Source organism: Alistipes sp. Marseille-P5061, from assembly GCF_900290115.1.
GTDB classification, from domain to species: domain Bacteria; phylum Bacteroidota; class Bacteroidia; order Bacteroidales; family Rikenellaceae; genus Alistipes; species Alistipes excrementigallinarum.
The window spans coordinates 1-26371 of record NZ_LT985752.1 but is presented as its reverse complement, the minus strand read 5'-3'; the positions used below and the strand labels follow the sequence as shown (position 1 = coordinate 26371).

Here is a 26371-nt window from a genome sequence, read left to right as displayed (position 1 = left end):
GCAAAAGGGTATTTTCGGAGCCGTAAAGTTACGAAACAATTCGCATCGGGACAACCCGCTCCGTCGCTTTTGTTCATCGAAAGGGAGCCGCTCGTCGCCCGATGTGGCATAATTCGTGCACCGGAACGGGCGTCAACCAACAAAACTCGAAGAACATGTTTATGAAAGGAAACAGACACGACGAATCCCCGGTCGAAATCTTCGGCACGAAGGAGATGCGCTCGCCGGCGCCCACGGAGTTCATCCCCAAGGAGCGCACGGCCCCCGAAGTGGCCTACCAGCTGGTCAAGGACGAGACCTTCTCGCAGACGCAGCCGCGCCTGAATCTGGCCACCTTCGTCACCACCTACATGGACGACTACGCCACGCGGCTGATGAACGAGGCCATCAACGTCAACTACATCGACGAGACGGAGTATCCGCGCATCGCCGTGATGAGCGGCCGCTGCATCAACATCATCGCCAACCTGTGGAACACGCCCGAGAAGGGTCCGTGGAAGACCGGAGCGCTGGGCATCGGCTCGTCGGAGGCCTGCATGCTGGGCGGCGTGGCGGCGTGGCTGCGGTGGCGCAAGCGCCGCCAGCAGGCCCACAAGCCCTGCGACCGGCCCAATCTGGTGATGAGCGCCGCCTATCAGGTGGTGTGGGAGAAGTTCTGCCAGCTGTGGCAGATTGAGCTGCGCACGGTGCCTCTGACGCCCCAGTCGCCGACGCTCGACGTCGACCGCGCGCTGGAGCTCTGCGACGAGAACACGATTTGCGTGGTGCCCATCATGGGCGTTACGTGGTCGGGGCTGGACGACGACGTCGAGGCGCTCGACAAGGCGCTCGACGCCTTCAACCGCCGCACGGGCTACGAGATTCCGATTCACGTCGACGCCGCCTCGGGCGGTTTTCTGCTCCCGTTCCTCAATCCGCACAAGCGGTGGGACTTCCGCCTCAAGTGGGTTTGCTCCATCTCGACCTCGGGCCACAAGTTCGGCCTGGTCTATCCGGGTCTGGGGTGGACCGTCTGGCGCGACCGCAGCTACCTGCCCGACGAGATGGCCTTCTCGGTCAACTACCTCGGCGCCGAAATCACGCAGGTGGGGCTCAACTTCTCGCGTCCCGCGGCGCAGGTGCTTGGCCAGTACTACAACTTCATCCGTCTGGGCTTCGAGGGCTACCGCGAGGTGCAGCAGAACTCGCTCGACGTGGCGCGCTACTGCCATCAGGCCATCGGCCGCATGAAGTGCTTCGCCAACTATTCGGACGAGGTGACCAACCCGATTTTCATCTGGCACCTCGACCCCGACTATGAGAAGAGGGCGCGCTGGACGCTCTTCGACCTGCAGGCGGCGCTGCAGCAGAGCGGCTGGATGGTGCCCGCCTACACGATGCCGCGCGACATCGAGCAGATGATTGTCATGCGCATCGTCGTGCGTCAGGGCATGTCGCGCGACATGGCCGACATGCTGCTGGCCGACATCCGCAATGCGGTGGCGGAGTTCGAGAAGCTGGAGTACCCGACCCAGTCGCGCCTGAAGTTCGAGCGCAACGAGCACCAGGCGAGCCGCATCTTCACCCACACGGGCCACTGCCGTTCGGCGCAGTGCCACGCGCAGGATGCACCTGCGGCCGAAGGCGCGCATGCCGGCAAGGGGTCGGCGCAGCGCGAAGCCGTTCACGAGAAGGCGTAGCGCCGCCGCATTCCGCCTCCGGCCGCCGGTTCCCCGAATGAACCTTTTTCCCCGAACCGCGGCCGGGAGGACGGAGCGGCGGTGAGGCCGGGGCCGCCCGGGGTTGTTCGGCTCCGGCCCCTTCTCGCCGGACGGCAGGACTTGCCGGGGTGGGGTATGGCTGCCCGTTCGGCGCCCTGCGGCGGGCGTTTCGCAGCCCGTTCCGGCGCCACGGTTTGCCGACACCTTTTCGCCGACGTCCTTTTATCGGCGTCCTTTTATCGGCGGCCTTTTGCCGAAGGCCTTTTTCGGCGGCCCGTCCCGGCGCCACGGTTTGCCGACACCTTTTTGCCGACGTTCTTTTTTCGGCGGCCCGTCCCTTCGGGGCGGCGCCGCTTTTTTTTGTGCCCGACGGAACGGTCCGCTCTGCCCCCCTCTCCGCTCTGTCCCCTCTCCGCTCTGTCCCCTCTCCGCTCTGTCCCCTCTCCGCTCTGTCCCCTCTCCGCTCTGTCCCCTCTCCGCTCTGTCCCCTCTCCGCTCCGTCCCGTTCCGTTCCGTTCCCGTCCCGTTCCTGTCCCGTTCCAGTCCCCGTCCCTGTCCCTGCCCCTGTCCCTGTCCCTGTCCCTGTCCCTGTCCCGTTCCTGTCTCCGTCCCCTCTTTTGGCGGGGCGCCGCTTTGCCGCTTTTTTTTCGGTCCGAGGGTTGGAAAACCGGGAAAATTGTTTAGATTTGTGATATCAAAATAATATCATCATGAAAAACGACAACTTTGTCTATTCCGGTTGGAAGACGCGCGGTCTTCCCATGCTGCTTGTGACGCTGGCGCTGCTCGGCGTCGGCATCTGGCTGGTAATCGAGGGCGGCATCCGGCTCGACGCGCAGCTGAGCGGTGGCGGCGGCCTGCTCGCTGCGGGCATCGTGCTCTGCCTCGCGGCGGCGCTTTCGTCGGGCGGCTTCATGCTGCTCGAACCCAACGAGGCGCGGGTGATGCTCTTCTTCGGCCAATACCGCGGAACCTTCTACGAGACAGGCTACTGGTGGGTCAACCCCTTCCTCTCGGCCAAGCAGATTTCGCTGCGGCTCCGCAACCTCAATGCCGAGCCCATCAAGGTCAACGACAAGTGCGGTAACCCCGTCATGATAGGTCTCGTGCTCGTCTGGCGCATCAAACGCGATGAGGTCTACCGCTCGGTCTTCGAGATTGACGCGGCCCCCGCAACGCCCGGCGGCAACGTCTCTGCAGCGGCGCGGATGACGGTGCTGGACCGCTTCGTCGGGGTGCAGAGCGATGCGGCGCTGCGCCAGGTGGCCGGGCTCTATGCCTATGACAATACGGGCGTTGAGGCGGGTGAGCTCACGCTCCGCTCCAACAGCGAGGAGATTAACGCGCAGCTCGAGCAGACGTTGAACGACCGCCTGGCGATGGCCGGCATCGAGGTGGTCGAGGCGCGCATCAACTACCTGGCCTACGCCCCCGAGATTGCCGCCGTCATGTTGCGCCGCCAGCAGGCCGACGCCATCATCTCGGCCCGCGAGAAGATTGTCGAGGGGGCCGTCACGATGGTGCGCATGGCCCTCGAGCGCCTTTCCGAAGAGGAGGTGGTCGAGCTGGACGAGGAGCGCAAGGCCGCCATGGTCTCGAACCTGCTCGTGGTGCTCTGCGCCGATGAGGCGGCTCAGCCCGTGGTCAATGCAGGGACGCTGCATCATTGAGTAAGGTAACGATGTCCAAGAGTCAGGATACCAGAAGTTTCGTGCTGCGTGTCGATGCCGCGGCGATGGAGGCGCTCGAAGCGTGGGCCGACGACGAGTTCCGCAGCATCAACGGCCAGCTGCAGTGGATTCTTGCCGACGCCCTGCGCCGCAGCGGGCGGCTGCCCGGGCGGCGGCGTGCGCGGAGCGGCCGCGGCGTTGCGCCGGAGGAAGTTGCGCCGGTTGAGGCCGCGCCGGAGGGAGCTGCGCCGGAGGGGGCCGCTTCGGACGGGTCGGTGTCGGCCCGTGCCGGAGCGGAAGGAGCCGGAGCAAACAGTGCCGCGCCGGAGGGGACTGCGTCGGTTGAGGCTGCATTGGAGAAACCCGCGCCGGCCGGGACAGGCACGGAAAACGCCGTGCCGGAGGGAACCTGTCCGGCTGCGGACAAGGCAAAAAGCGAGGCAAAAAACGAGACCCAAAGAAGCAATAGATGAAGAGTCGTGAATCATATGGCGCTTTTGCGCCGGAGCGCATACGGGCCTTCGTGCGCAGCCGCCTGTGGTTGGCCCTGCCGGCCGTTGCGGGGGTGGGCTTCGGCTGCTTGTGGCTCTATCGGCGCTATGTCGAGGGGCTTCCGGCCGGCGATGCCGTCCTCAAGGGGGCCTTCTATGCGCTGACGCTCGCCCTTTGCTGGGCCATCGGCATCTGGGGCGCAACGGCCCCCGAGGTCGAATCCGACCGCGAGGAGGCTCCGCGCGGTGCATCGCGGCGCGCCTTGATGTTCTGTGTGCTGCTCCTTGTGGCGCTGGTCTGCCTGCGTCCGGTGCTGGCGTGGGCCGCGGGTGAACTCTCGCCCGTGCAGGGAGGCTTCTCCCTCCTGCTGCGGCTGCTGGCGGCTGGGGCCGTGCTGCTGCCCATGTGGCTGCACGAGCGGTTGAAGTGACGCGCCGCAGAGGCCGACAAGAGCCATAGAAGCCGACAAACCCGGCCGAGGGCTGAGAGCCGCTGCCGAGGGCTGAGAGCTGCTGCCGAGGGCTGACAAACCCGGCAAGAGGGCTGGAAAAATGGCCGAGAGGGCTGGGAAATACGGCCGAGAGGCTGACAACCACGGCCGTGGGCTGAGAAACCCGGCAAGAGGGCTGGAAAATACAGCCGAAAGGCTGACAAACACAAAAGGAGGGCGTTCCGTGCGGAACGCCCTCCTTTGTTGTGTGGGTTGGACGGTGCGGCTCAGTTGACCTTGCGAATCGTGCCGCTCCATACCGAGCGAATCGTGTTCTTCGGGTCGGCGTCGTCCTTCATCTCGTACTGGATTTCGACCTTGCCATCCTCCAGCTCGGTGATTTCGATGGTGCCCTCCGTTGCGGGTGCGCCGATGTACTGGCTGGCGCTGAAGTCGTAGTAGAGGTAGGGCCACGTACCGCGCTTGACGGCAAACTCCTGGTATCCGGGGATGAACTCGCCGGCCTGTGGATTGTCGGGGTCCTTCGGCGTGGTGTAGGTGCCGGCAATCGAGGTGGCACCCTCGGCGGCCAGCACGTCGAGCTGGAAGGCCTCGTCGGTGGTGTTGTTGTCTACCAGAATCTCGAACTCGGTGGCTCCCTCGAAGTAGCTCGTGTAGGTCCACACGCGGCACTCCGAAGCATCATCCGGATTGAAGAGCACGGTCTTGTCCTCGTGCAGGATGCTCAGCCAGTCGCCCGCAGGCTTCTCGGGTGCGTTGTCGATGAAGTTGACATCGCCCATCGGATAGGTGCCCTTGATGGAGACACCCTCGGGCGTGGTGACGTCGACGATGAACTCATACTGGCTGCCCGAGCGCTTCACCTCGATGGTGCCCTCCTGAGCGAAGCCAATCAGCGGCGTCTCTTCGAGCGACTCGACCTGCTGGAGGTAGGTGCCGTAGTAGTAGACGTAGCCCATCAGGTTGAAGGTCGAGCCCTGGGTGAAGGTCATCGGCGAGACGTAGTCGTTGCTCGGCGAGTAGACGCCCTCGGCCAGCACCATCTCCTCCTTGCTCGAAAGGGGCTTCGAGAGCAGGTCGATGGTCAGCTGGTGGCCGTGTGCCAGGTAACCGCCCTCGACGGTGCCCTCCTGGAGCCTGATGGTGTAGCGGTCGCTCTCGTCGCCGGTGTACTCCCAGGTGGCCGAAGCCGAGGTGAAGGTGACATTGACCGGTTCGCGGATGACCGGTGCGCCGCCCGACGGGTCGGTGCGGTCGACGAAGGCGAGCTCACCCTCGTAGGTGAATGCGAAGTTCTCCTCCTCGGTGCCCACCACGAAGGTGCCCTCGATGAGGTATCTCTTCTGCGTGTGGAGAACCGTGATTTCGCCCTCGACGGGCTTGCGGTAGGCGATGGTGCCGTCCTGCTTCTTTTCGCGGGCCCACGTGTAGTCGGGGTTGGCCGTGCCGGTGGTTGCACCGCTCTTGAGCGTATAGGTGCCCTCGGGCAGTCGGGCTGCCGAGGCGTCCTGGCTGGCCTGGCCGTAGAGGTCGAGGTAGAGGATGATGCCCGGTTCGGTGGGAACCTGTTCGCCCTGGTCGTCGATTTCGAAGGGAACGTTGCTCAGTCCGATGTAGTAGTTGGCCGAGCCGTCGCTGCCCGTGCCGCCCTGATAGGTGGCGTCGGTGACGGTCGTCAGCGTGAAGGTGTCACCCGTCGAGGGTTCGGGGTCGGGCTCGCCCTGCGTCTCGCTCACGCAGCGCACCGAACATCCGGCCGCACGGTTCGAGCTGCTCTGCGGATTGAGGTAGGCGGCCAGGAAGTTGAGGATGTAGGAGTACTGCTCCTGCGTGGCGGTCGAGGTCCAGTAGGAGGCCTGTCCGCCCACGAAGCTCCAGGTGCCCGATGCGGCGCCGCGGTTGCCGGCGGCGGGGTAGTAGCCCAGCAGTGCGTGGCGGCGTCCGAAGGCGGCCTCGTCGTAGATGAAGTTGGCCTCGTTGGCGAAGAGGTCGGTGGCTGCCGTTCCCGAGGCGTCATAGACCGTGATGTCGTTCAGGTCGTTCCATCCGGCGCCCGACGGGAAGGGGTCCTTGCGTCCCCACTGGTAGACGAAGCCCTTGGCCGAGCCCGTCTCGTCGTAGTCGTCGCTCAGGGCGCCCAGGTTGCGCGTCATCCAACTCAGTCCGTTGAGCTTCGGAGCCTGCGACGAGGGGTCGTAGTCCGTCACCCAGATGTGCCAGCTCCAGAGTATCCTGCCGTCGGCGTCGCGGACGGCGATGAGGGCGTTGCCCTGCCCTTCACCGGCCGTGAAGTGGACGCGGCCCTCCTCGAGGCGGACGTCGGAGAGCAGCGCGGGGGCATCCTGCCACAGCAGTGCGGCCGACGAGGGGGAGAGCTTCGTGGCGGCGAACGGTTCGGTCGATACGCCGTTGCCCATTACGGTGGCGTCGAACGAATATGCGCCGGCGCCGTGCACCAGATAGCTGTTGGCGCATCCCGCAGCGCTCAGGTCGCTGCCGGTCGTTGCAGGGGGTGGTGTGGGGTTGGTTTCATCGTTCTTGCATCCGGTTGCAAACATCAGCGCAACCGAACACATCAGCAGCAGAAGTTGTTTCATGGAATAAGATTTTTAAGGGGTTTTGATGGGGTGAAAAAAACGTCGGACCGAACCCTGACGGGCATTGATTTCTTCGGCTCGTCGTTCTTTTGGGTCTTGCGGGTCTTGTGAGTCTTGCTTGCTCTCTCTCGGTTCTCTCTTCGGCTCTCGGCCGGCTCTTTCTCGGCTCTCTTGCTCTCTCTTCAGTCTCTCGGGTTTTGATGACGAAAAAATAAATACGCCGACGTTTGCAAATATTTTAATATGAAAATGCGTGTTATTAATAATATTTTTTATCGTCGGGGTCTGCCCGTTTTGGGGGGGTCGAAGTGCAGACATTCTGGTTTCGAGTGCTTTCGACCACTCTGCTGCAACCCTTGCGTTCTGTTCCGTGCTTACGGTGCGGCGGCCCGGAAGAGCGGGCAGCGGAGGTCGTACCGGTCGTGCCGGTCGTGCCGGTCGTGCCGGTCGGGCCGCGGAGGGGCGGGGCGGAGGTTTTGGGCGGTCGGGCCGGGCGGTGGATGGAGAGGCCGGACGCGGAGGAACAGGTCGGTTGAGTCGGGGGCGGCGGAGGTCGTGTCGGGCCTGCTGTTCCGTGCGGCCGTGCCGTGCGGCGGAGGCGTGTCGGATGGAGGGGCCGGGTTGGCTGTCTCGGGTGGTCGCGCAGAACGGCGGAGGTTGTGTCGGACGGTCGCGTTGGGCGGCGGAGGTGTCGGGCGGTGGAGGTCACGTTGGACGGAGGATGGAGAGACCGAACGGGGATGGGCCGGGGGGCGTGGGCGACCTCCTCTGCCGCATGCGTGCCGTTGGAGCGTGCCCGTGTCCGTGCCCGTGTCCGTGCCTTCCCGCAAATCGGATGTCCGCCGCGGAAAAACGGCGCCGAAACTTGTCTTTGCCCGCACGAAAGCGTATCTTTGAGGGTCACTAATGCATCCTGTCCTATGAAAAAGATTGTCGTCTTTACGGGAGCCGGCGTGAGCGCCGACAGCGGGCTGGCCACCTTCCGCGACTCCGACGGCCTGTGGGCCAACTACCGCATCGAGGAGGTCTGCACCCCCGAAGCGCTGGCGCGCGACCGGGCCAAGGTCATCGGCTTCTACAACATGCGCCGCCGCGAGCTGCTCGAAAAGCAGCCCAATGCCGGCCACTACGCCATTGCCGAGCTGGAGCGCGACTTTGCGGTCGAGGTGGTGACGCAGAACGTCGACAACTTCCACGAACGGGCCGGTTCGACCCATGTGACCCACCTCCACGGCGAGCTGATGAAGCTCCGCTCGGAGCGCAACCCCGACCTCATCGTGCCGATTGAAGGGTGGGAGCAGCCGCTCGACGCCAAGGCGCCGGACGGTGCGCTGCTGCGTCCCCACATCGTCTTCTTCGGCGAGCCGGTCCCGATGTTCGAACGGGCCGTCGAGCTGGTGCGCGGGGCCGACGTGCTGATTGTCGCCGGCACCTCGCTTGCGGTCTATCCCGCCGCCTCGCTCGTGCGCTACGTGCGGCCCGAGGTTCCGGTCTATCTGGTCGACCCGGGCAATCCCGACACGGCGTGGATTCGCAATCCGCTGACCCACATCCGCGAGCGTTCGGCCGTCGGCATGCCACGTCTGGTCCGCGAGCTGCGCGAGGCGGAGCATGCCCGGCAGGCAGGGAAGTAGTTGCGCGTCCCTCTGCGGCGGCCCGGCGGGGGGCATAATTGCGCGTCCGTCGGCGGTCCGTCCAGCCGGAGTGTATGCCCGGACGCAGCCCGATGGGATGGCCCGGCAGGCGAGGGAGCCCGCTGAAACCATTCGCCCGCGGCTCGGAAGAGGGGAGCAATAGCGCGTCCGCCCGCGGCCCGGAAAAGGCAGCCCGTCGGAGCTTACCCGGTGACGCTGCGGCCCGGCGGGTGGGGGAGTCGTTGTGCGCCTCGTCAGTGGTCCGGGAGGCGGCGCCCGCAAAACTCGTCCGCCCGCGGCCCGGCCGGAGTGCATGCCCGGAGGCAACCGCCGGCCCCAACCCCTTCCGTGGCAGACCGTCGGGGCTTACCCGGTGGCGCTGCGGTTCGGCAGGCGGGGGAGTAATTACGTGTCCGTCTGTGGCCCGGCAGGGTAGCTCGAAGGGGCGACCCGGCGGGGAAATGCAGTCCGGGACGTCGGCCCGGCATTATCTCTTCGCCCGCGGCCCCGCGAAGGCGGCTCGGCAAAGGCAGCCCGGCGAAGGCGGCCCGGAGGGGTTTACCCGGTGGCGCTGCGGTCCGAGGGTGGAAGAGTAATCGTAGTCAGTCTGGGACCTGTGGGGGTGTGCCCGTCTGCGGTCCGGCCAGAGTGCATGCCCGGAGGCAACCGCCGGCCCCAACCCCTTCTGCGGCAGCCCGTCAGGGAGCGCACGGCCGTGGCCCATGGAGCGGATTCCTCGGAGCGCTCCCCCGCAAAAATCGCACGGCGGGCATGGCTTTTGCCCTCACCTTCGCTATCTTTGCGGCCGGAACGGGCGGGGCCTCTCCGTCCGCCTCTAAATCTGCACACACCATGACCGTCTCTTTCGTCATCGAGATGCTCGGCACGCTGGCCTTCGCCATCAGCGGCATCCGGCTCGCTTCGGCCAAGAAGTTCGACTGGTTCGGCGCCTACGTCGTGGGCTTCACCACGGCCATTGGCGGCGGAACGCTGCGCGACGTGATGCTCTCGACAACCCCCTTCTGGATGCTTGACAGCGTCTATCTGGTCGTCACGGCCATCGCCCTGGGCATCGTCATCGCGCTGGGGCGCTACCTCATCCGGCTCAACAACACCTTCTTCGTCTTCGACGCCATCGGCCTGGGGCTCTTCACGGTCGTCGGCATCGAGAAGACCCTCGCGGCCGGCTTCCCGCTCTGGGTGGCCGTCATCATGGGCACCATCACCGGCGCCGCGGGCGGCGTGCTGCGCGACATCCTGATTAACGAGGTGCCGCTGATTTTCCGCAAGGAAATCTATGCGCTGGCCTGCGTCTTCGGCGGCGTGGTCTTCTGGCTCTGCGGCCACCTCGGCATCGGCGGCGCCGCGCTGCAGGTCATCACCGCCGTGGCGGTCATCGCGGCCCGCATCGTGGCCGTCTACTTCGGGCTGAAGCTCCCGACGCTCCGCGCCTCCGGCTCCCAGGAGCCGTAGGGGAGGCCGCAGCTCCCATCCGCTGACAGAGAAAAGAGCGGGAAGGCCGTCGCCTTCCCGCTCTTTTCGTTTTGCAGACACCGCCCCGCCGGGAGGCGTGCCGCCTATTTCCCGCCCTCGGCCGCCTTGTCGGCAAAGTAGAGGTCCAGCAGCTCCTTGGCCGCCACGAACGACGAGATGCGCGCGTCGAGCACCCGCTGCTCGTAGTCGCCGATGCGGCTCTCGATGGCCGGGTCCTGGTAAAAGGAGTTGCGCAGCGCCTCGTTGATGGATTCGTACATCCAGTACTTGTTCTGCCGGTTGCGGTTGTGCTGGAAGTAGCCGTTGCGCTCGGTGTGGTCGAGGAACTCCTCGACCCCCTTCCACACCTCCTCGAGCCCCGTGCCGTCGACCGACGAGCAGGTGTAGACCTGGGGCCGCCACTGCGACTCGGGTACGGGGAAGAGGCGCAGCGCGCTCTGGAACTGGGTCTTGGCCAGCTCGGCCTTGTGGACGTTCTCGCCGTCGGCCTTGGTGATGACCATCATGTCGGCCATCTCCATGATGCCGCGCTTGATGCCCTGCAGCTCGTCGCCGGCGCCCGAAATCTGCAGCAGCATGAACATGTCGACCATCGAGTGGACGGCCGTTTCGGACTGCCCGACGCCCACCGTCTCGATGAAAATCACGTCGAAGCCCGCCGCCTCGCACAGTACGATGGTCTCGCGCGTCTTGCGTGCCACGCCGCCCAGCGAACCGGCCGAGGGCGAGGGGCGGATGAAGACGTCGGGGTTGTGGCAGATGCTCTCCATGCGGGTCTTGTCGCCCAGAATCGAGCCGCCGCTCCGCTCCGACGAGGGGTCGATGGCCAGCACCGCCAGCTTGTGGCGCAGCGAGGTGACCATGTTGCCGATGGCCTCGATGAAGGTCGACTTGCCGGCGCCCGGGACGCCCGTGATGCCGATGCGCACCGACTTGCCGGCGTGGGGCAGGCAGCGTTCGATGATTTCCTGCGCCTGGGCGTAGTGCTTCGGGTTGCTCGACTCGACGAGCGTGATGGCCCGCGAGAGAATCGTGATGTCGCCGCGCAGGATGCCCTCGACGTATTCGTCGGTGGTCAGCACGCGCTTCTTGCGCCGTGTGAAGTAGGGATTTATGATGGGCTGGTCTTCAACACCTTCGGCTACGTTGAGCGCGCTGTCGTGATGAGCGTCGCAGTACTCCTTCTCGTAGTGGTTTATTTTGGTGAATGACATGCGGTTGTGTTTTATTAATAGGTATGTGAGATTGCGTTCCGTCAGAGGTTCCGGTCGATGTCTTCCGGCGTCAGCTGCAGCGTGTTGCCCAGCCACAGCACGCGGTTGCGGGCGTTGGTGAGCACCCCGAAGGGGACATAGTCGACCTCGAAGGCCGAGTAGTTCTGCCCCGAGGGGTCGAAACCCACGCCGGTGAACTCCGAGACGTAGGGTGCCAGCCGCTCCGCGACCGCTTCGGGCGCTTCGCGGGTGACGATGATGACCCGCAGACGCCTGTCGGCATGGCGGACCAGCTCGCGCAGCCGGTCGAGCGAGGCGAGCCCCGAGGGGTTCGACGAGTGGTAGAATTCGATATAGGTGAGCGGAGCCGACGCAGGCTTGCTGTCGGCGAGCCATGTGGCGATTCGGAGCTCGGGGGCGCGCTTACCGATGAGGATGCGCTGCGCGTGCGCCGCGTTGCACCATGCCAGCGGAAGCAGCAGACAGAGGAGTAGGAATTTTTTCATGGCCTGCGGGTTTATCCGCAAGCGAAGATACGAATTATTTGTCAGATGGAAGCACATTCGGCGAATATCTTGCGAAAATCGGGCCGCGGCGCATCCCGGGAGGGGCTTTCTATGTTCGGGCCGCGGGGTATCCCGTGCGGGGGGTATATGTTCGGGCCGGTCGCATCCCCCGGACGGAGCCCCTGTTCCGGCGTGGAGCCTCTCTTCCGGCGGGCCCGGCATCGGGTCGGTGCGGACCGTTGGGAGCGACGAGGGTCGGCGTGGACCCTCTGTTCAGGCGGGGCCGGTCGCATCTTCGTACGGGTCGCTGCCGTTTCCGGACGGGCCGGTCGCATCCCCCGGACGCAAGGCCTCCCATCTTCGCGCGCAGCGCCCTCCGGAAGGGGCCCGATGCTCCGTTTTCGGACTCTTTTTGTCCTTTTCTGCAGCGTCCCGCCGCGCCGGAACCGACGCCGTTTGCAAATCCGCGGTTTCGCCGCTCGGGAAAAGCGAAAAAGTTGTTTTTTTATTTTTACTTTATAATTAAAGATGTATCTTTGTGTTCGCAAAATAACACTTAGTCGGAACAGATTTGCAACGAAATAACCTACTTAAATTTATTTAGCTATGAAAGTATCTCACATCGAGCATCTCGGCATCGCAGTGAAGAGCCTGGATGAAGCAATTCCCTACTGGGAGAACGTAATCGGTCTGAAGTGCTATGCCATCGAGGAGGTGCCCGACCAGAAGGTTCGTACGGCATTCTTCATGCTCGGCCAGACGAAGATTGAGCTGCTGGAGCCCACTTCGGAGGAGTCGACCATCGCCAAGTTCATCGAGAACCGCGGCATCGGCATCCACCACATGGCGCTTGCCTGCGAGAACATCGAGGAGCAGCTCGCCGACGCCGAGGCTCACGGCATCCGTCTGATTGACAAGACTCCGCGCAAGGGCGCCGAGGGCATGGCCATCGCCTTCCTGCACCCGAAGTCGACGCAGGGCATCCTCACCGAGCTGTGCGAGAATAAGAACAAATAACGACAGACGACCCGACGTTTGCGGCTCGTGTCGCCCCTCCGGACAGCGCCCGTGCGTTGCCGCACCCCGCTTCGGCGGGGTTTTCCCGGGAACGGAGGCAGGGTCGCCGGAAGGTCGCAGGAAAGTTGAAAACAACAAATCAAGCATCATATCTTTATGAGTGAAATTCAGAACAAAATCAACCAGCTCATCGAGAACCGCGAGAAGGCGCGTATGGGAGGTGGTCAGAAGCGTATCGATGCGCAGCATGCCAAGGGCAAGTATACGGCGCGCGAGCGTATTCAGATGCTGCTCGACGAGGGCAGCTTCGAAGAGTTCGACATGTTCGTGACGCATCGCTGCTACGACTTCGGCATGGACAAGAGCCACACGTTCGGCGACGGCGTGGTAACGGGTTACGGTACCATCGACGGCCGTCTGGTCTATGTCTTCGCACAGGACTTCACCGTGACGGCGGGTTCGCTCTCGCTCTCGATGTCGGACAAAATCTGCAAGGTGATGGACATGGCCATGCGCAACGGCGCACCCTGCATCGGCATCAACGACTCGGGCGGCGCACGCATCCAGGAGGGTGTCAACGCACTGGCCGGCTATGCCAACATCTTCCAGCGCAACGTGATGGCTTCGGGCGTCATTCCCCAGATTTCGGCCATCTTCGGCCCCTGCGCCGGCGGTGCCGTATATTCGCCCGCGCTGACCGACTTCATCATCATGAAGAAGGAGACCTCGAACATGTTCCTCACGGGCCCGAAGGTCGTCAAGACGGTGACGGGCGAGGACGTGACGCAGGAGCAGCTGGGCGGTGCGCTCATGCACACCACCAAGTCCGGCGTGGCCCAGTTCGCCGTGGATACCGAGGAGGAGGGCATCGGCCTGATTCGCAAGCTGCTCTCCTACATGCCGCAGAACAACATGGAGGATGCCCCGCTGACGGTCTGCACCGACAAGATTACGCGTCTGGAGGATTCGCTCAACGAGATTATCCCCGACAACGCCAACAAGCCCTACGACATGTCGGAGGTCATCCGCGCCATCGTCGACAACGGCGAGTACCTGGAGTCGGCAGCCGGTTATGCCAAGAACATCATCACCTGCTTCGCCCGCTTCAACGGCCAGTCGGTCGGCATCATCGCCAACCAGCCGAAGTTCATGGCCGGCGTGCTCGACATCAACGCCAGCCGCAAGGCCGCCCGTTTCGTACGCTTCTGCGACGCCTTCAACATTCCGCTGGTGACGCTGGTCGACGTTCCGGGCTTCCTGCCGGGTACGACCCAGGAGTACGGCGGTGTGATTACCCACGGTGCAAAGCTGCTCTTCGCCTACTGCGAGGCTACGGTTCCCAAGATTACCGTCACGCTGCGCAAGGCCTACGGAGGCGCCTACATCGTCATGTCGTCGAAGCACATCCGCGGTGACGTCAACTACGCATGGCCGACGGCCGAAATCGCCGTGATGGGTGCCAGCGGTGCCGTCGAGGTGCTCTACGGCAAGGAGCTCAAGGAGCTTGCCGACAAGCCCGAGGAGAAGGCAGCCTTCATCGCCGAGAAGGAGAAGGAGTACAACGACAAGTTCTCGAACCCCTACAACGCTGCCCGCTACGGCTACATCGACGACGTCATCGAGCCGCGCAACACGCGTTTCCGCATCATCCGTGCGCTGCAGTCGCTCGCTACGAAGCGTCTGCAGAACCCGCCCAAGAAACATTCGAACATTCCTCTGTAATGTCATCCGTACCTGTCATGAACGTATTAGCAATTGAATGGAGCTGGTCGGAGATTCTTTGGGTCTCGCTCATCGGATTCTGCCTGGTGGTGGTCATGCTGCTGCTGCTGGTAGGAATCATGAAAATCTTCGGTAACATCTTCACCGCCAAGCGGGCCAAGCAGCCCGCCGCCGAGGTGGAGGTCGAGGAAGAGGTGATTGCAGCCATCGCAACGGCTCTCCGAATCTATCGCGGCGCCCTGCACGACAAGGAGTCGGAGGTGCTGACGATTATGAGTATCAAGCGGGCCTACTCGCCCTGGAACTCGAAAATTCACGGATTAACCCAGATGCCAGACAGAAAATAACTTTTAGAAAGCAATGAAAGATTACTCTTTGAAAATCAACGGACATAACTACGCCGTGCAGATTGACGACGTCAACGAGTCCTCGACGTTGGCCCATGTTGTAGTCAACGGCGTGGAGTATGAGGTCGAAATCGAGGGCGCCAAGGCCTCCAAGACGACCAAGCCGCAGGTGGCTCCGGCTCCCAAGTCGGCCAACAGCGCGATGATTACGCCCGCAACGGCTGCTCCCTCGCCCCGTCTGAGCGCATCGGCACCCAGCACGGGCTACGCTGTGAAGAGCCCGCTGCCCGGTACGGTGCTCGCCATCAAGGTCAAGGTGGGCGACCGCGTCACCACGGGTCAGACGCTGCTTGTACTCGAGGCCATGAAGATGGAGAACAACATCGACGCCGACCGCGGCGGTGTTGTGAAGGAAATCTCCGTACAGCAGGGCGCTACGGTAATGGAGGGCGATAACCTGATTGTAATCGAATAGGCGCTATGTGGAATTTCCTGACCTCGAACTCCAGTTTCGTCTGGGACAGTCTGCGTGACTTTGCCGGCTCGACCGGTATCGCAGCGCTGTTCGATACGATGGGTTGGGGCAATGTGGCGATGATTTGCGTGGCCTTCTTCCTGCTCTACCTGGCCATTAAACACAAATTCGAGCCGCTGCTGCTGCTGACCATCGCCTTCGGCATGCTGCTGACGAACCTCCCCGATGCCAACATGTACCACACGTCGCTCTTTGCGGGCGGTCATGTACACTGGGAGAACTTCGTGGCGGAGGCCGGACTGCTCGACTACCTCTACCTGGGCGTCAAGCTCGGTATCTATCCCTGCCTCATCTTCGTGGGCGTGGGTGCCATGACCGACTTCGGTCCGCTGATTGCCAATCCCAAGAGTTTCATGCTGGGTGCGGCCGCTCAGATTGGCATCTTCCTCACCTTCATCGGCGCCTATGCGCTGGGCTTCGCCCCAAACGAGGCCGCTTCGATTGGCATCATCGGCGGTGCGGACGGTCCTACGGCCATCTACCTCACCTCGATGCTCGCCCCCGAGCTGCTGGGCCCGATTGCCGTTGCGGCCTACTCCTACATGGCCCTCGTGCCGGTGATTCAGCCCCCCATCATGCGGGCGCTCACCACGAAGAAGGACCGTGCCATCAAGATGCGCCAGCTGCGCCCCGTGTCGAAGACCGAGAAGATTCTCTTCCCGCTCATCATCACGGTCATCATTGCCCTGCTGCTGCCCAGCGCTGCGCCGCTGATTGGCTCGCTCATGCTCGGTAACCTGATGAAGGAGTGCGGCGTGGTGGACCGTCTGAGCAAGACCGTTCAGAACGAGCTGATGAACATCGTCGTGATTTTCCTCGGCCTGACGGTAGGCGCCACGGCTACGGCCGAAGCCTTCCTGAACTTCCGTACGCTGGGTATCCTGGTGCTGGGTGTCGTAGCCTTCGGCTTCGGTACGGCGGGCGGCGTTCTGCTGGCCAAGTTCATGAACCTCTTCAGCAAGGAGGAGAACAAAATCAACCCGCTGATTGGTTCGGCCGGTGTTTCGGCGGTTCCGATGGCTGCCCGCGTCTCGCAGATTGAGGGGCAGAAGGAGGACCCGAGCAACTACCTGCTGATGCACGCCATGGGTCCCAACGTGGCCGGCGTCGTCGGTTCGGCCGTTGCAGCCGGTATCCTGCTCTCGTTCCTCGGATAGGCGCACGACGCCATCCCGATGCAAAAGGGCTCTCCCCACGCGGGGAGGGCCCTTTTTGCGTGGCTGAGGGGTTGCGGAGGCTGCGTGGCTGCGTGGTTGCGAGGTTGCGGGGTTGTGAGGTTGCGTGGTTGCGGGCGTGCGGAGGCGGCGGGGCATCTCCGAAGTGCAGGCGGGCCGGAGGGAGGGGACGCTCCGGCGGCGGAGCAACAGACCGAAGCGGAGAGGTGCCCTGAGGGGAGGAGAGGCTGGAAAGTCGCCCGGTGGCCGGACTGGTCGGGCCGGAGCGGGTCGGAGCGGGTCGGAGCGGAGAGCCAGAAGCGGGAACATCCCTCGGACGGGGTGGCGGTCCGCCAACGCCCCCTGCGAGGCGCCCCCTGCGAGGCACCCCCCCCAGACCCCCCCCCCCCCCCCCCCCCGCCCCCGGGCCCCCATTTTTTTTTTTCGCCGCCGCAATCCCGTCTGCACAAGGCCCCAAGCCCCTTTCCGAACACTTTCCGCACCCCGAACGCAGCGCTTTCACCGCCGTTCTGTTGCTTTTCATGGATTATTTTTTTATTTTTGCATCAATTGGAAAATAATGAACTTAAATGCCGAAGTTGTATGACAACAAGGTCGATGTGCTGAAAAAACCCGATTGGCTGAAGATTCGCCTTCACCGCACGGCCCAATACGCCGAAGTGCAGCGCATCGTCCGGGAACATGGACTGCATACGATTTGCAGCAGCGGACTCTGCCCCAACAAGGCCGAGTGCTGGAGCCGTCGTACGGCTACCTTCATGATTCTGGGCGACATCTGCACGCGGGGCTGCCGTTTCTGCGCCACCCGGACCGGACATCCGGCACCGCCCGACCCCTCCGAACCGCAGCAGGTTGCGGAGAGCGTGCGGCTCATGCAGCTGAGGTATGTCGTCGTTACCTCCGTCACACGGGACGACCTGCCGGACGGCGGAGCCCAACACTGGGCCCGCACCGTCGAGGCCATCCGCAAGGAGGTGCCCGGCGCCGCAATTGAGCTCCTTATTCCCGATTTGGATGCGCAGGCCGAACATCTGGCCACCATCGTCGCATCCGGGCCCGACATCATCGGGCACAACATCGAAACCGTCGAACGACTTACTCCCGTCGTACGCTCGCGGGCACGTTACCGTACGAGCCTCGAAACGTTGCGCATCCTTGCCCGGCAGGGGGCCACGACCAAGAGCGGACTGATGGTAGGACTTGGCGAGAGCGATGGTGAAGTATTGCAGACCCTGCGCGATTTGCGCGATGTGGGTGTGAAGATTGTAACGCTTGGTCAGTACCTTCGACCGACGCTGGAGCATTACCCCGTAGCGGCGTACGTAACTCCCCAAAAATTCGAATGGTACAGACTTCAAGCGCTGGAGATGGGATTCAGCTACTGCGCGAGCGCGCCGTTGGTGCGGTCGTCGTATCTGGCTGAGGAGGCACTCCGCAGTGTGAAAAGTTTGTAGCGATGAGACTCCGTTTGCGCGACCTCGGGTCGATGGACTACGGCCGCTGCTGGGACCTCCAGCGGCAGTTCTTCGACGCCCTGCTCGCAGCAAAGGGTGCAGCCCGCAGCGCCGCGGCAGCCGAACAGGCCAAAGCCGCCGGAGGGCAGCACGCCACAGCAGCAGAACAGGCCAAAGCCGCAGAAGGGCAGCACGCCGGAGCCGCAGAAGGGCAGCATGCCGGGGACGCAGAAGAGGCCGGAGCGGAATCGCTGGCCGGAGCTGCCGCAACAATGCCGCAGGCCGGGGCCGCCAAAGCAGTCGAGGCTGGCGCAGAGGATGTCGGCACGCTGCTGCTGGTCGAGCATCCGCCGGTCTATACGCTGGGCAAGAGCGGCCATGCCGAGAACCTGCTCGTCGGGCGCGAAATGCTCGAGCGGCTCGGGGCGCAGTTCTACCACATCGACCGCGGAGGCGACATCACCTTCCACGGTCCGGGACAGCTGGTCGTCTATCCGATTCTCGACCTCGAGCGGCTGGGCATCGGGCTGCGCGCCTACATCGAGGCGCTCGAGGAGTGCGTCATCCGCGTGGCGGCGCACTACGGCCTCCGCACGGGTCGCATCGCCGGCGCTTCGGGCGTCTGGCTCGGAGCCGGCACCGACTACGGAGCCGCCCCGGCAGCCGCAACAGCAACGGAGGCCGCAGCAACAACAACCGAAGGCGCAGCGACCGCAACGGAGGACGCAGCAACCGCAACGGAGGACGCAGCAACCGCAAAAGAGGACGCAGCGGAGGGAGCCGCCCGGTGCATCGGCACGGCGGCCGACGGCCCGACGCGCAAGCTCTGCGCAATAGGAGTGCGCTCGTCCCGTTATATAACCATGCACGGCTTCGCGCTCAACGTATCGACCGACCTGAGGTGGTTCGAGCGCATCAATCCGTGCGGATTCCGCGACCGGGGCGCCACGTCGCTCGAGCGCGAAACCGGCCGCACGATTGCGATGGAGGAGGTCAAAGCCCTCGTCGCGAAGAGCTTAAGTGAGATATTGAATGTTGAAATATATAAATAACAGAACGTATGCCCATGGAAAAACGATGGGTAGTGAAACCGCAGGGAGACCCCGCGACGGTAGCGATGCTCGCATCGGCGCTGAAGCTCTCTCCCGTGCTGGCGAATCTACTCGTACAGAGAGGCATAGACACACTTGAGAAGGCTGAGAAGTTCTTCAAACCGAGCCTGGCCGACCTCCATGACCCCTTCCTGATGAAGGACATGGACAAGGCGGTCGCGCGCGTCGAGCAGGCCGTCCGCAACCACGAGAAAATCATGGTCTACGGCGACTACGACGTCGACGGCTGCACGGCCGTGGCGCTGGTCTACAAATTCCTCCGCCACATCGGACACAAGAACCTGACGTTCTACATTCCCGACCGGTATACCGAAGGCTACGGCATATCCATCAAGGGAATCGACCATGCGGCCCGCAAGGGCGTAGGACTCATCATCGCGTTGGACTGTGGCATCAAAGCCACGGAAAAAGTAGTCTATGCGAAGCAGAAAGGCGTGGATTTCATCATCTGCGACCACCATCTCCCGGCCGACGAAATACCGCAGGCCGTGGCTGTACTGGACCCCAAGCGGGTCGACTGCACCTACCCCTTCGACGAGCTGTCGGGCTGCGGGGTGGGCTTCAAGCTGGTTCAGGCCTATGCCCAGAAGAACCACATGCCCTTCGAGCAGATTCGTCCGCTGATGGACCTGCTGGTGGTGAGCATCGCCTCGGACATCGTGCCGCTGGTAGGGGAGAACCGCATTCTGGCCCACTACGGGCTCATCAACCTCAACCGCGAACCGTCGAAGGGGCTGCTCTCGATTATCAAAATCTGCGGACTGGACAAGCACAACATCACCATCGACGACATCGTCTTCAAAATCGGGCCGCGCATCAACGCCGCCGGGCGCATGCGCATGGACGAGAACGACGAGAACGCCTCGCCCTCGGGGGGCCATGCCGCCGTCGAGCTGCTCATCGAGGGCAACGAGCGGGTGGCCCAGGAGTTCGGCAACGTCATCGACGCCTACAACCAGGACCGCAAGTCGATTGACCGCTCGGTGACGCAGGAGGCGCACGACTACATCGAGCGCAACCCCGAGCTCAAGGCGCGCAAGAGCACCGTCATCTACAACCCCAAGTGGATGAAGGGCATCGTGGGCATCGTCGCCTCGCGGCTGATTGAGACCTACTACCGCCCGACGGTGGTGCTGACGATGAGCAACGGCTTCGTGACGGGTTCGGCCCGTTCGGTGCCGGGCTTCGACCTCTACCAGGCGGTCGAGTCGTGCTCGGACCTGTTGGAGAACTTCGGCGGCCACACCTACGCCGCGGGGCTCACGATGAAGCCCGAGAATGTCGAGGAGTTCACGCGGCGGTTCAACGCCTTCGTCGAGGAGAACATCGACCCGCAGATGCTCGTCCCCCAGGTGGACATCGACAGCGAGCTGCTCTTCTCGGACATCACGCCGGCGTTCCGTGCGGCGCTCAACCGCTTCCAGCCCTTCGGGCCGGGCAACACGGCGCCGGTCTTCGTCACCTACGGGGTCATCAACCACGGCGAGGTGAAGCTGGTGGGGATGGACTGCGAGCACCTGCGCATGGACCTCATGCAGCGGCAGAAGCCCAACACGACGATGCAAACCATCGCCTTCCAGCAGCCGACGCACTACGAGTGGTGCCGTTCGGGGCGTCCCATCGACGTCTGCTACCAGATTGTCGAGAACCACTACCGGGGCAACGTCACCACGCAGCTGCGCATCAAGGACATCAAGCCGGTGCTCAACCGATAGGGGAGAGCGCCGCCGGAGCCTCCGACAGAAGCGGACAAAACGGGAGCCGACCTCATGGTGAGGTCGGCTCTCGTTTTCGATAGATGCCGCCCGGGCGTACCGGCAGGGGAGTATCCCGCAGCCGCCCGGACACGCCGCCGGGTTGCGGCTGCAAAGCAGGGGCAACCATTTCAGCTACCGCGCAACGCAGCGCCATCCGGCAGCCCCGGCAATCACTCCGGCCACAGCTTCGGCCCCCGGGCATCGCGCAACGCGCAACGCAGCGCCGTCCCGGTCTTCCGGCAGCTCCTCAACACAGCGTCCCCGGGCCGCTCCGACCGCCCCGGTGCCCCGGCTCAGAGGCGGATGATGCGGCTGCTGTCGTCGGCCTCGGGCAGCGGCGCCGGCACGAAGTCCGAATAGCCGATGGCCAGCGCGCAGAGCGGTTCGCACCCCTCGGGAATGGGGAGGAACGTCCGCAGATAGTCGGCCGCCGACTCCCCCTGAGGCTCCGCCTTGAGGCGGGGACGTCCGTCGATGTGGACCCAGCACGAGGCGAGCCCCTCGTCGACGCAGGCCAGGTGGAGCACCGTCGCCGAGATGGCGGCATTGATGCGCCACAGGTCGCTGCAGGCCGTGTCGCCCAGCACGACGATGGCCAGCGGCGCCCCCTTCATGAAGGCCGAGCCGTAGTCGCGCATCGAGGCCATGCGGGCCACCACCTCGGGGTCGTCGACCACGAGCAGCCGCGTCGAGCGCGAATTGCGCGACGAGGGGGCTCCGAGGGTCTCGGCAAGCAGCCGGTCGACCACCTCGGAGGGCACGGCCGTGGGCGCGAACTTGCGCACGCTGCGGCGTTTTTCGAGCAAAGTCTTGAATTCCATGGTATCTGTTCTCTTTTACGGGTTCGTTCACACAAATGTAGCGATTTTTTCCGTATATTTGGACATTGTACGTGCGCCCTGCCGGGGTCCCGACGCCCGGGCCGACAACCGGAAGGACCCGCAAAGGACACCGGAGGAGCCCAAACGGAGCACCGGAAATGCCCGGGCCGGCACTGGAAAAGCCCGTAAAGAGAACCGGAGGAGCCCGGAAGGAGCCACCCGGCGCCCGCACCCAAAACACATGCAGCCATGGAACAGACAAGCATCACCATTGCCCTGATTTACGATTTCGACGGCACGCTCTCGCCCGGCAACATGCAAGAGTATGACTTCATTCCGGCCGTGGGCAAGAGCAACAAGGAGTTCTGGTCGGAGGCCAACTCGCTGGCCGAGGAGCAGGATGCCGACATGGTGCTCACCTACATGGCCCGCATGATTCAGGAGGCGAAGTCCAAGGGGCTCTCGCTGCGCCGCGAGGCCTTCCAGGAGTCGGGGCGGCGCGTCTCGCTCTATCCGGGCGTGCGCGACTGGTTCGGCCGCATCAACCGCTACGGCGAGCGGCACGGCGTGCGCATCCTCCACTACATCAACTCCTCGGGGCTCAAGGAGATTATCGAGGGAACGGAAATCGCCCACGAGTTCCGCAAAATCTACGCCTGCTCGTTCCTCTACGACGTCGACGGCATCGCCTACTGGCCCGCCGTGGCGGTCAACTATACCAACAAGACGCAGTTCATCTTCAAAATCAACAAGGGGGTCGAGTCGGTCTTCGACTCGAAGCTGGTCAACCGCTACATCCCCGAGAACGAGCGTCCGGTCCCCTTCAAGCGGATGATATACGTGGGCGACGGCACCACCGACATCCCCTGCATGCGGCTGGTCAAGAGCTCGGGGGGCCACTCCATCGCGGTCTACAACCCCGAGCAGAAGGGAGCTCGGCGCGAGCTGGGCTCGCTCATCCACGACAACCGCGTGAGCCACGTCTGCCCGGCCGACTATACGGAGGGGTCGGAGATGGACATTCTGGTGAAGACCATCATCGACAAGATTGTGGTGGACCACCGCCTCGAGCAGCTCGAAGTGGTCAAGTAAGCCATGAAAAGCCCCACGCCCGACATATCCGCCGCCCCGGAAACGGAACCGACACCGGCCCCGGCCGCCAAATCCGCCGCCCAGGAACCGACCCCGACCATCCGACCGTCCGCCCCGGCCCTGTCCGCCCGGGAAACAGCCCCGGCCGCAAACACCTCGGCACCGAGCGTTAAATCCGCCGCCCCGGCTACCCGGGAGACAGCACCGGCTGCAAATGCCCCGGCCAGCGCTTCCGCTCCGGCCAACTCCCCGGTCCCGGCGGCGCCTTCGGACCCGGCAGCGCCCTCCAACCCCGCAGCTCCCGCAGCGCCCCCAGCTCCGGCAACCCCCGCAACGCCCGACACGCCCCTCTTCCGCTCCGACCTCTCGCTCGGCAGGCTCCGGCTGCGGCTGGCCGCACGCTGGCTCCGCAGCGTGGGGTGGTTCCTCCCGGTGGTGCTCCTCTTCGCGGCGGGCATCGCCGCCCTCTTCTTCGCCGTAGCCGCCGCACACCCCCTCTGGGCCGCCCTCATCGCCGCCGCCCTTGTGGTGCGCTTCCAGCTCACGCGCCGCGACACGCTGCTGATGAACCTCCTGCTGCGCCGCCCGCGCCTCGGGGCGTGGTACGACTGCCACCTGCTGCTGCTGCCCGCCTCGCTGCTGCTCCTCGCCGCCGGCCACCCCTGGCACGCCCTGGTTCTCCAGGCCGCCGCACCGACGGCCGCCCTGCTTCCCCGCCGCGGCGCCGCCCTGCGCCACCGCAGCCTGCTGCGCATCGGCTGGCTCGGCTGGTCGCCCGAGTGGTGCGCCACGCTGCGCCGCCACCGCATCGCCACGCTCCTGCTGGCCCTCGGGGCGCTCCTTCTGGCCGCCGTCCCCTACTGGAGCTTCATCTACCTGGGCTTCACGGCACTGGCCGCCGTCGAGTGCTACACCCGCAACGAACCCCTCGCCCTGCTGCTCCTCCCCGAGCTGGAGAGCGGCCGCCTGCTGGCCCGCAAGGTCTTCGAGGCGCTGCGCAACTACCTCCTCGCCACGGCCCCCTTCGCCCTCGCCGCCGCACTCCTGCACCCCCGCGCAGCCTGGGTCGCAGCCCTCTGGCTCGCCTTCTCGACGCTCGTGCTGCTCTACGCCGTGCTGGCCAAATACGCCCTCTACGACCCCGACGAGCCGCGCCCCGTCGCCTCGACGGTCATGCTCTTCGGCCTCATCGGCTTCCTGCTGCCGCCGCTGCTGCCCGTCTCGCTCGTGCTGCTTGTCCGCTACGGCCTGCGCGCCGAGCGCAACCTCAACCGTTACCTCCATGATTACAGTCGATAACCTCACCGTACGCCTCGGCGGACGCGACATCCTCCGCGGCCTCAACATGCACCTCACCCAGGGTGCCATCCACGGCATCGCCGGCATCAACGGCGCCGGCAAGACCACGCTGCTGCGCACCCTCTACGGGCTGCTGCGCCCCGCGTCGGGCTCCGTGAGCCGCAACGGCCGCCCGCTCAACCGCCGCGAAATGGTGCTGCTCGAGACCGAGGTGCCCCTCTACGAGGGGATGACCGGCCGCGACCTGCTGGAGCTGACGGCCCACTACCACCCCTCGTCGGACCCCGAGCCCTACATCCGCCTCTTCGCCCTGCCGGCCGACGAGCCCGTCGAACGGTTGTCGACCGGCATGAAGCGCAAGCTGGCCCTCGCCTCGGTGCTCATGCAGCGCAAGGAGGTGGTGCTGCTCGACGAACCCTTCAACGGGCTCGACATGGAGAGCCTCTACGCCGCCCGGCAGCTGCTCGCGCGGCGCCGCGCCGAGGGGGCCACGCTTCTGGTCACCTCCCACCTGATGGAGCCGCTCGCGGAGCTCTGCGACGACCTCTACGTCCTCGACGGGGCGACGGTCGCCGCCCGCTACGACCGTGCGGAGTTCCCGCGCGCCATGCGCGAGCTGGAGTACATCTTCCGCCGCCGCTACGAGGCCGAATTTGCCGAAAAATAGTTACCTTTGTACCCCGAACCACTGACAGCGATGAAAATACTCTTTGCAACCAACAATGCCCACAAGCTCAAGGAGGTGCAGGCCGTCCTGGGCCCCACGTTCGAGCTTGTGACGCCGCACGACTGCGGCGTTGACGAGGAGATTCCCGAGGAGCAGCCGACGCTCGAGGGCAACGCCTCGCAGAAGGCCCACTACCTCCACGCACGCACGGGCCTCGACTGCTTTGCCGACGACACGGGGCTCGAGGTCGAGGCGCTGGGGGGCGCCCCGGGGGTCCACTCGGCGCGCTACGCCACCGACGGCCACGACTTCGCGGCCAACAACCGCCTGCTGCTCCGCAACCTCGAGGGGCAGACGAACCGCCGGGCGCGCTTCCGCACGGTCATCTCGCTGCTCCTCGGCGGCGAGGAGCACCTCTTCGAGGGGGTGGTCCAGGGGCGCATCATCGACCACGAGCAGGGGAGCGAGGGGTTCGGCTACGACCCGCTCTTCATCCCCGACGGCTACGACCGCACCTTCGCCCAGATGACCACCGAGCAGAAGAACGCCGTCTCGCACCGCGCCCGCGCGGTCCGCAAACTGGCCGACTACTTGCATTCCATCGAAAAATAGGGTATCTTAGCGCCCCCTTCGCGCCCCTGAGGCGCGGCGGCGGGGGCACACGCACGTACGTAAGAGAGAAGAAGACATGGAAGAGAAACGGTATCTGAAGCAGGAGCGCTACGACGCCGAGCGGCTCGAGCAGCTCAAACACCACTATGCCGAGATTCTGCGCCTGCTGGGCGAGGACCCGGCGCGCGAAGGACTCGTCATGACCCCCGAACGGGTGGCCAAGGCGATGTCGTTCCTCACGCAGGGCTACGAGGCCGACCCGCTGGAGATTATCCGTTCGGCCACCTTCCGCGAGGAGTACAAGCAGATGGTGCTGGTCAAGGATATCGAGCTCTATTCGCTCTGCGAGCACCACATGCTCCCCTTCTACGGCCGCGCGCACGTGGCCTACATCCCCAACGGCTACATCACGGGGCTCTCGAAGATTGCCCGCGTGGTGGAGTGCTTTGCGCGGCGGCTGCAGGTCCAGGAGCGGCTGACGGTGCAGATACGCGACTGCATCCAGGAGGCGCTCCACCCGATGGGGGTTGCGGTGGTCATCGAGGCGAGCCACATGTGCATGCAGATGCGGGGGGTCGAGAAGCAGGGCTCGGCGACGACGACCTCGGCCTTCACGGGCATCTTCCTTTCGGACCACCGCACGCGCGAGGAGTTCATGACCCTTATCTCGCACCGCTACAGATAGCGGGGGGGGCAGAAGGGCAGCGGAGGCGGCAGGACGACCAAGAGCCGAGGCGGCGAGGACCGCAGTTCGGCGGCCCGGACGGCGGCAGAACGGCGGCAGAACGGCGGCAGAACGGCGGCAGAACGGCGGCAGAACGACCGGGGCGGCCCGGTTTATCCGCAGATTCCTTATCATAAAAAAATCCGGAGAGCGACATGCGCCCTCCGGATTTTTTTGCTTCCAGCCGCCGCTTCCATCGCCCATCTTCCATCCTTTTCCCGCCCGTCTGCTGCTTTCCCCGCCGCACACCGGCACGCCCCTCCGATTCAGCCTCTTTCC

23 protein-coding genes are annotated in these 26371 nt (G+C 64.4%); 19 read left to right on the top strand and 4 right to left on the bottom strand.

Translation table 11 applies throughout. The annotated features are described in order from the left end of the window. Positions 1-161: 161 nt before the first annotated feature. From C8267_RS10205 to C8267_RS10185, 4 genes are all read left to right on the top strand, one after another. Entirely contained in the window at positions 162-1679 is a 1518-nt protein-coding gene (locus C8267_RS10205) for a glutamate decarboxylase (protein WP_106634534.1), read from the top strand. Between the two features lie 731 nt (positions 1680-2410). Then, the gene (locus C8267_RS10195; RefSeq protein ID WP_087362403.1) at positions 2411-3370 is read left to right on the top strand and encodes an SPFH domain-containing protein; all 960 of its coding nucleotides are present in this window, start codon (positions 2411-2413) and stop codon (positions 3368-3370) included. Positions 3371-3381: 11 nt separating this feature from the next. Then, entirely contained in the window at positions 3382-3843 is a 462-nt protein-coding gene (locus tag C8267_RS10190; RefSeq protein WP_087362402.1) for a hypothetical protein, read from the top strand. Next, a complete protein-coding gene (locus C8267_RS10185; protein WP_106634532.1) occupies positions 3840-4292 on the top strand; it encodes a hypothetical protein in 453 nt (150 codons plus the stop codon). Before C8267_RS10190 ends, C8267_RS10185 begins: the two co-directional genes overlap by 4 nt. A gap of 287 nt (positions 4293-4579) precedes the next feature. Here the strand turns inward: C8267_RS10185 and C8267_RS10180 are convergent, their stop codons facing one another. Then, the gene (locus C8267_RS10180; protein WP_106634531.1) at positions 4580-6910 is read right to left on the bottom strand and encodes a hypothetical protein; all 2331 of its coding nucleotides are present in this window, start codon (positions 6908-6910) and stop codon (positions 4580-4582) included. Between the two features lie 920 nt (positions 6911-7830). Here C8267_RS10180 and C8267_RS10175 point away from each other — a divergent pair. Together C8267_RS10175 and C8267_RS10170 are read left to right on the top strand one after the other, a co-directional pair. After that, positions 7831-8544: an SIR2 family NAD-dependent protein deacylase gene (locus tag C8267_RS10175; RefSeq protein WP_106634530.1), complete on the top strand. Its 714-nt coding sequence runs from the start codon at positions 7831-7833 to the stop codon at positions 8542-8544. An 852-nt stretch (positions 8545-9396) separates the two neighbouring features. Next, positions 9397-10017, top strand: coding sequence for a trimeric intracellular cation channel family protein (locus tag C8267_RS10170; protein WP_087362397.1), 621 nt, complete (start codon positions 9397-9399; stop codon positions 10015-10017). Between the two features lie 104 nt (positions 10018-10121). On the opposite strand, the gene meaB is transcribed toward C8267_RS10170, so the two are convergent. Both meaB and C8267_RS10160 read right to left on the bottom strand, forming a co-directional pair. Continuing rightward, positions 10122-11252 (bottom strand): methylmalonyl Co-A mutase-associated GTPase MeaB, encoded by a 1131-nt coding sequence (gene meaB / locus C8267_RS10165; RefSeq protein WP_087362396.1) that lies wholly within the window; start codon positions 11250-11252, stop codon positions 10122-10124. 41 nt (positions 11253-11293) lie between these two features. Next, the gene (locus C8267_RS10160) at positions 11294-11758 is read right to left on the bottom strand and encodes a hypothetical protein (protein ID WP_106634529.1); all 465 of its coding nucleotides are present in this window, start codon (positions 11756-11758) and stop codon (positions 11294-11296) included. 606 nt (positions 11759-12364) lie between these two features. Between C8267_RS10160 and mce the strand changes: the two genes are divergently transcribed. The 8 genes from mce to recJ all read left to right on the top strand — a co-directional run bounded on the left by mce (position 12365) and on the right by recJ (position 20835). Then, complete coding sequence (mce, locus tag C8267_RS10155) at positions 12365-12775, top strand: methylmalonyl-CoA epimerase (RefSeq protein WP_106634528.1); 411 nt, start codon at positions 12365-12367, stop codon at positions 12773-12775. Positions 12776-12931: 156 nt separating this feature from the next. Continuing rightward, positions 12932-14497, top strand: a complete 1566-nt coding sequence (locus tag C8267_RS10150) for an acyl-CoA carboxylase subunit beta (protein WP_087362393.1) — start codon at positions 12932-12934, stop codon at positions 14495-14497. 17 nt (positions 14498-14514) lie between these two features. Further along, positions 14515-14844 (top strand): hypothetical protein, encoded by a 330-nt coding sequence (locus C8267_RS10145; RefSeq protein WP_234025752.1) that lies wholly within the window; start codon positions 14515-14517, stop codon positions 14842-14844. Between the two features lie 13 nt (positions 14845-14857). After that, a complete protein-coding gene (locus C8267_RS10140) occupies positions 14858-15319 on the top strand; it encodes a biotin/lipoyl-containing protein (protein WP_087362392.1) in 462 nt (153 codons plus the stop codon). A 5-nt stretch (positions 15320-15324) separates the two neighbouring features. After that, positions 15325-16536, top strand: a complete 1212-nt coding sequence (locus tag C8267_RS10135; RefSeq protein ID WP_106634527.1) for a sodium ion-translocating decarboxylase subunit beta — start codon at positions 15325-15327, stop codon at positions 16534-16536. A 587-nt stretch (positions 16537-17123) separates the two neighbouring features. Beyond that, on the top strand, positions 17124-18008 hold the full coding sequence (gene lipA, locus C8267_RS10130) for a lipoyl synthase (RefSeq protein ID WP_087361953.1): 885 nt from the start codon (positions 17124-17126) through the stop codon (positions 18006-18008). Positions 18009-18280: 272 nt separating this feature from the next. Continuing rightward, entirely contained in the window at positions 18281-19060 is a 780-nt protein-coding gene (gene lipB / locus C8267_RS11085; protein WP_442778186.1) for a lipoyl(octanoyl) transferase LipB, read from the top strand. Between the two features lie 8 nt (positions 19061-19068). Then, positions 19069-20835 (top strand): single-stranded-DNA-specific exonuclease RecJ, encoded by a 1767-nt coding sequence (recJ, locus tag C8267_RS10115; RefSeq protein WP_234025750.1) that lies wholly within the window; start codon positions 19069-19071, stop codon positions 20833-20835. Between the two features lie 335 nt (positions 20836-21170). Here recJ and C8267_RS10110 read toward each other — a convergent pair whose 3' ends face one another. Next, positions 21171-21698 carry a nitroreductase family protein gene (locus C8267_RS10110; RefSeq protein ID WP_106634526.1) on the bottom strand — a complete coding sequence of 176 codons (528 nt, stop codon included), beginning with the start codon at positions 21696-21698 and terminating at the stop codon, positions 21171-21173. Between the two features lie 249 nt (positions 21699-21947). Between C8267_RS10110 and C8267_RS10105 the strand changes: the two genes are divergently transcribed. From C8267_RS10105 to folE, 5 genes are all read left to right on the top strand, one after another. Next, positions 21948-22790 (top strand): HAD family hydrolase, encoded by an 843-nt coding sequence (locus C8267_RS10105; protein WP_087361950.1) that lies wholly within the window; start codon positions 21948-21950, stop codon positions 22788-22790. A 414-nt stretch (positions 22791-23204) separates the two neighbouring features. Next, on the top strand, positions 23205-24089 hold the full coding sequence (locus C8267_RS11080; protein WP_234025749.1) for a hypothetical protein: 885 nt from the start codon (positions 23205-23207) through the stop codon (positions 24087-24089). Continuing rightward, complete coding sequence (locus C8267_RS10090; protein WP_087361949.1) at positions 24073-24756, top strand: ATP-binding cassette domain-containing protein; 684 nt, start codon at positions 24073-24075, stop codon at positions 24754-24756. Before C8267_RS11080 ends, C8267_RS10090 begins: the two co-directional genes overlap by 17 nt. Positions 24757-24786: 30 nt before the next feature. Then, the gene (rdgB, locus tag C8267_RS10085; protein ID WP_106634524.1) at positions 24787-25368 is read left to right on the top strand and encodes an RdgB/HAM1 family non-canonical purine NTP pyrophosphatase; all 582 of its coding nucleotides are present in this window, start codon (positions 24787-24789) and stop codon (positions 25366-25368) included. 76 nt (positions 25369-25444) lie between these two features. Further along, positions 25445-26053, top strand: coding sequence for a GTP cyclohydrolase I FolE (gene folE / locus C8267_RS10080; RefSeq protein WP_106634523.1), 609 nt, complete (start codon positions 25445-25447; stop codon positions 26051-26053). Positions 26054-26371 lie beyond the last annotated feature (318 nt).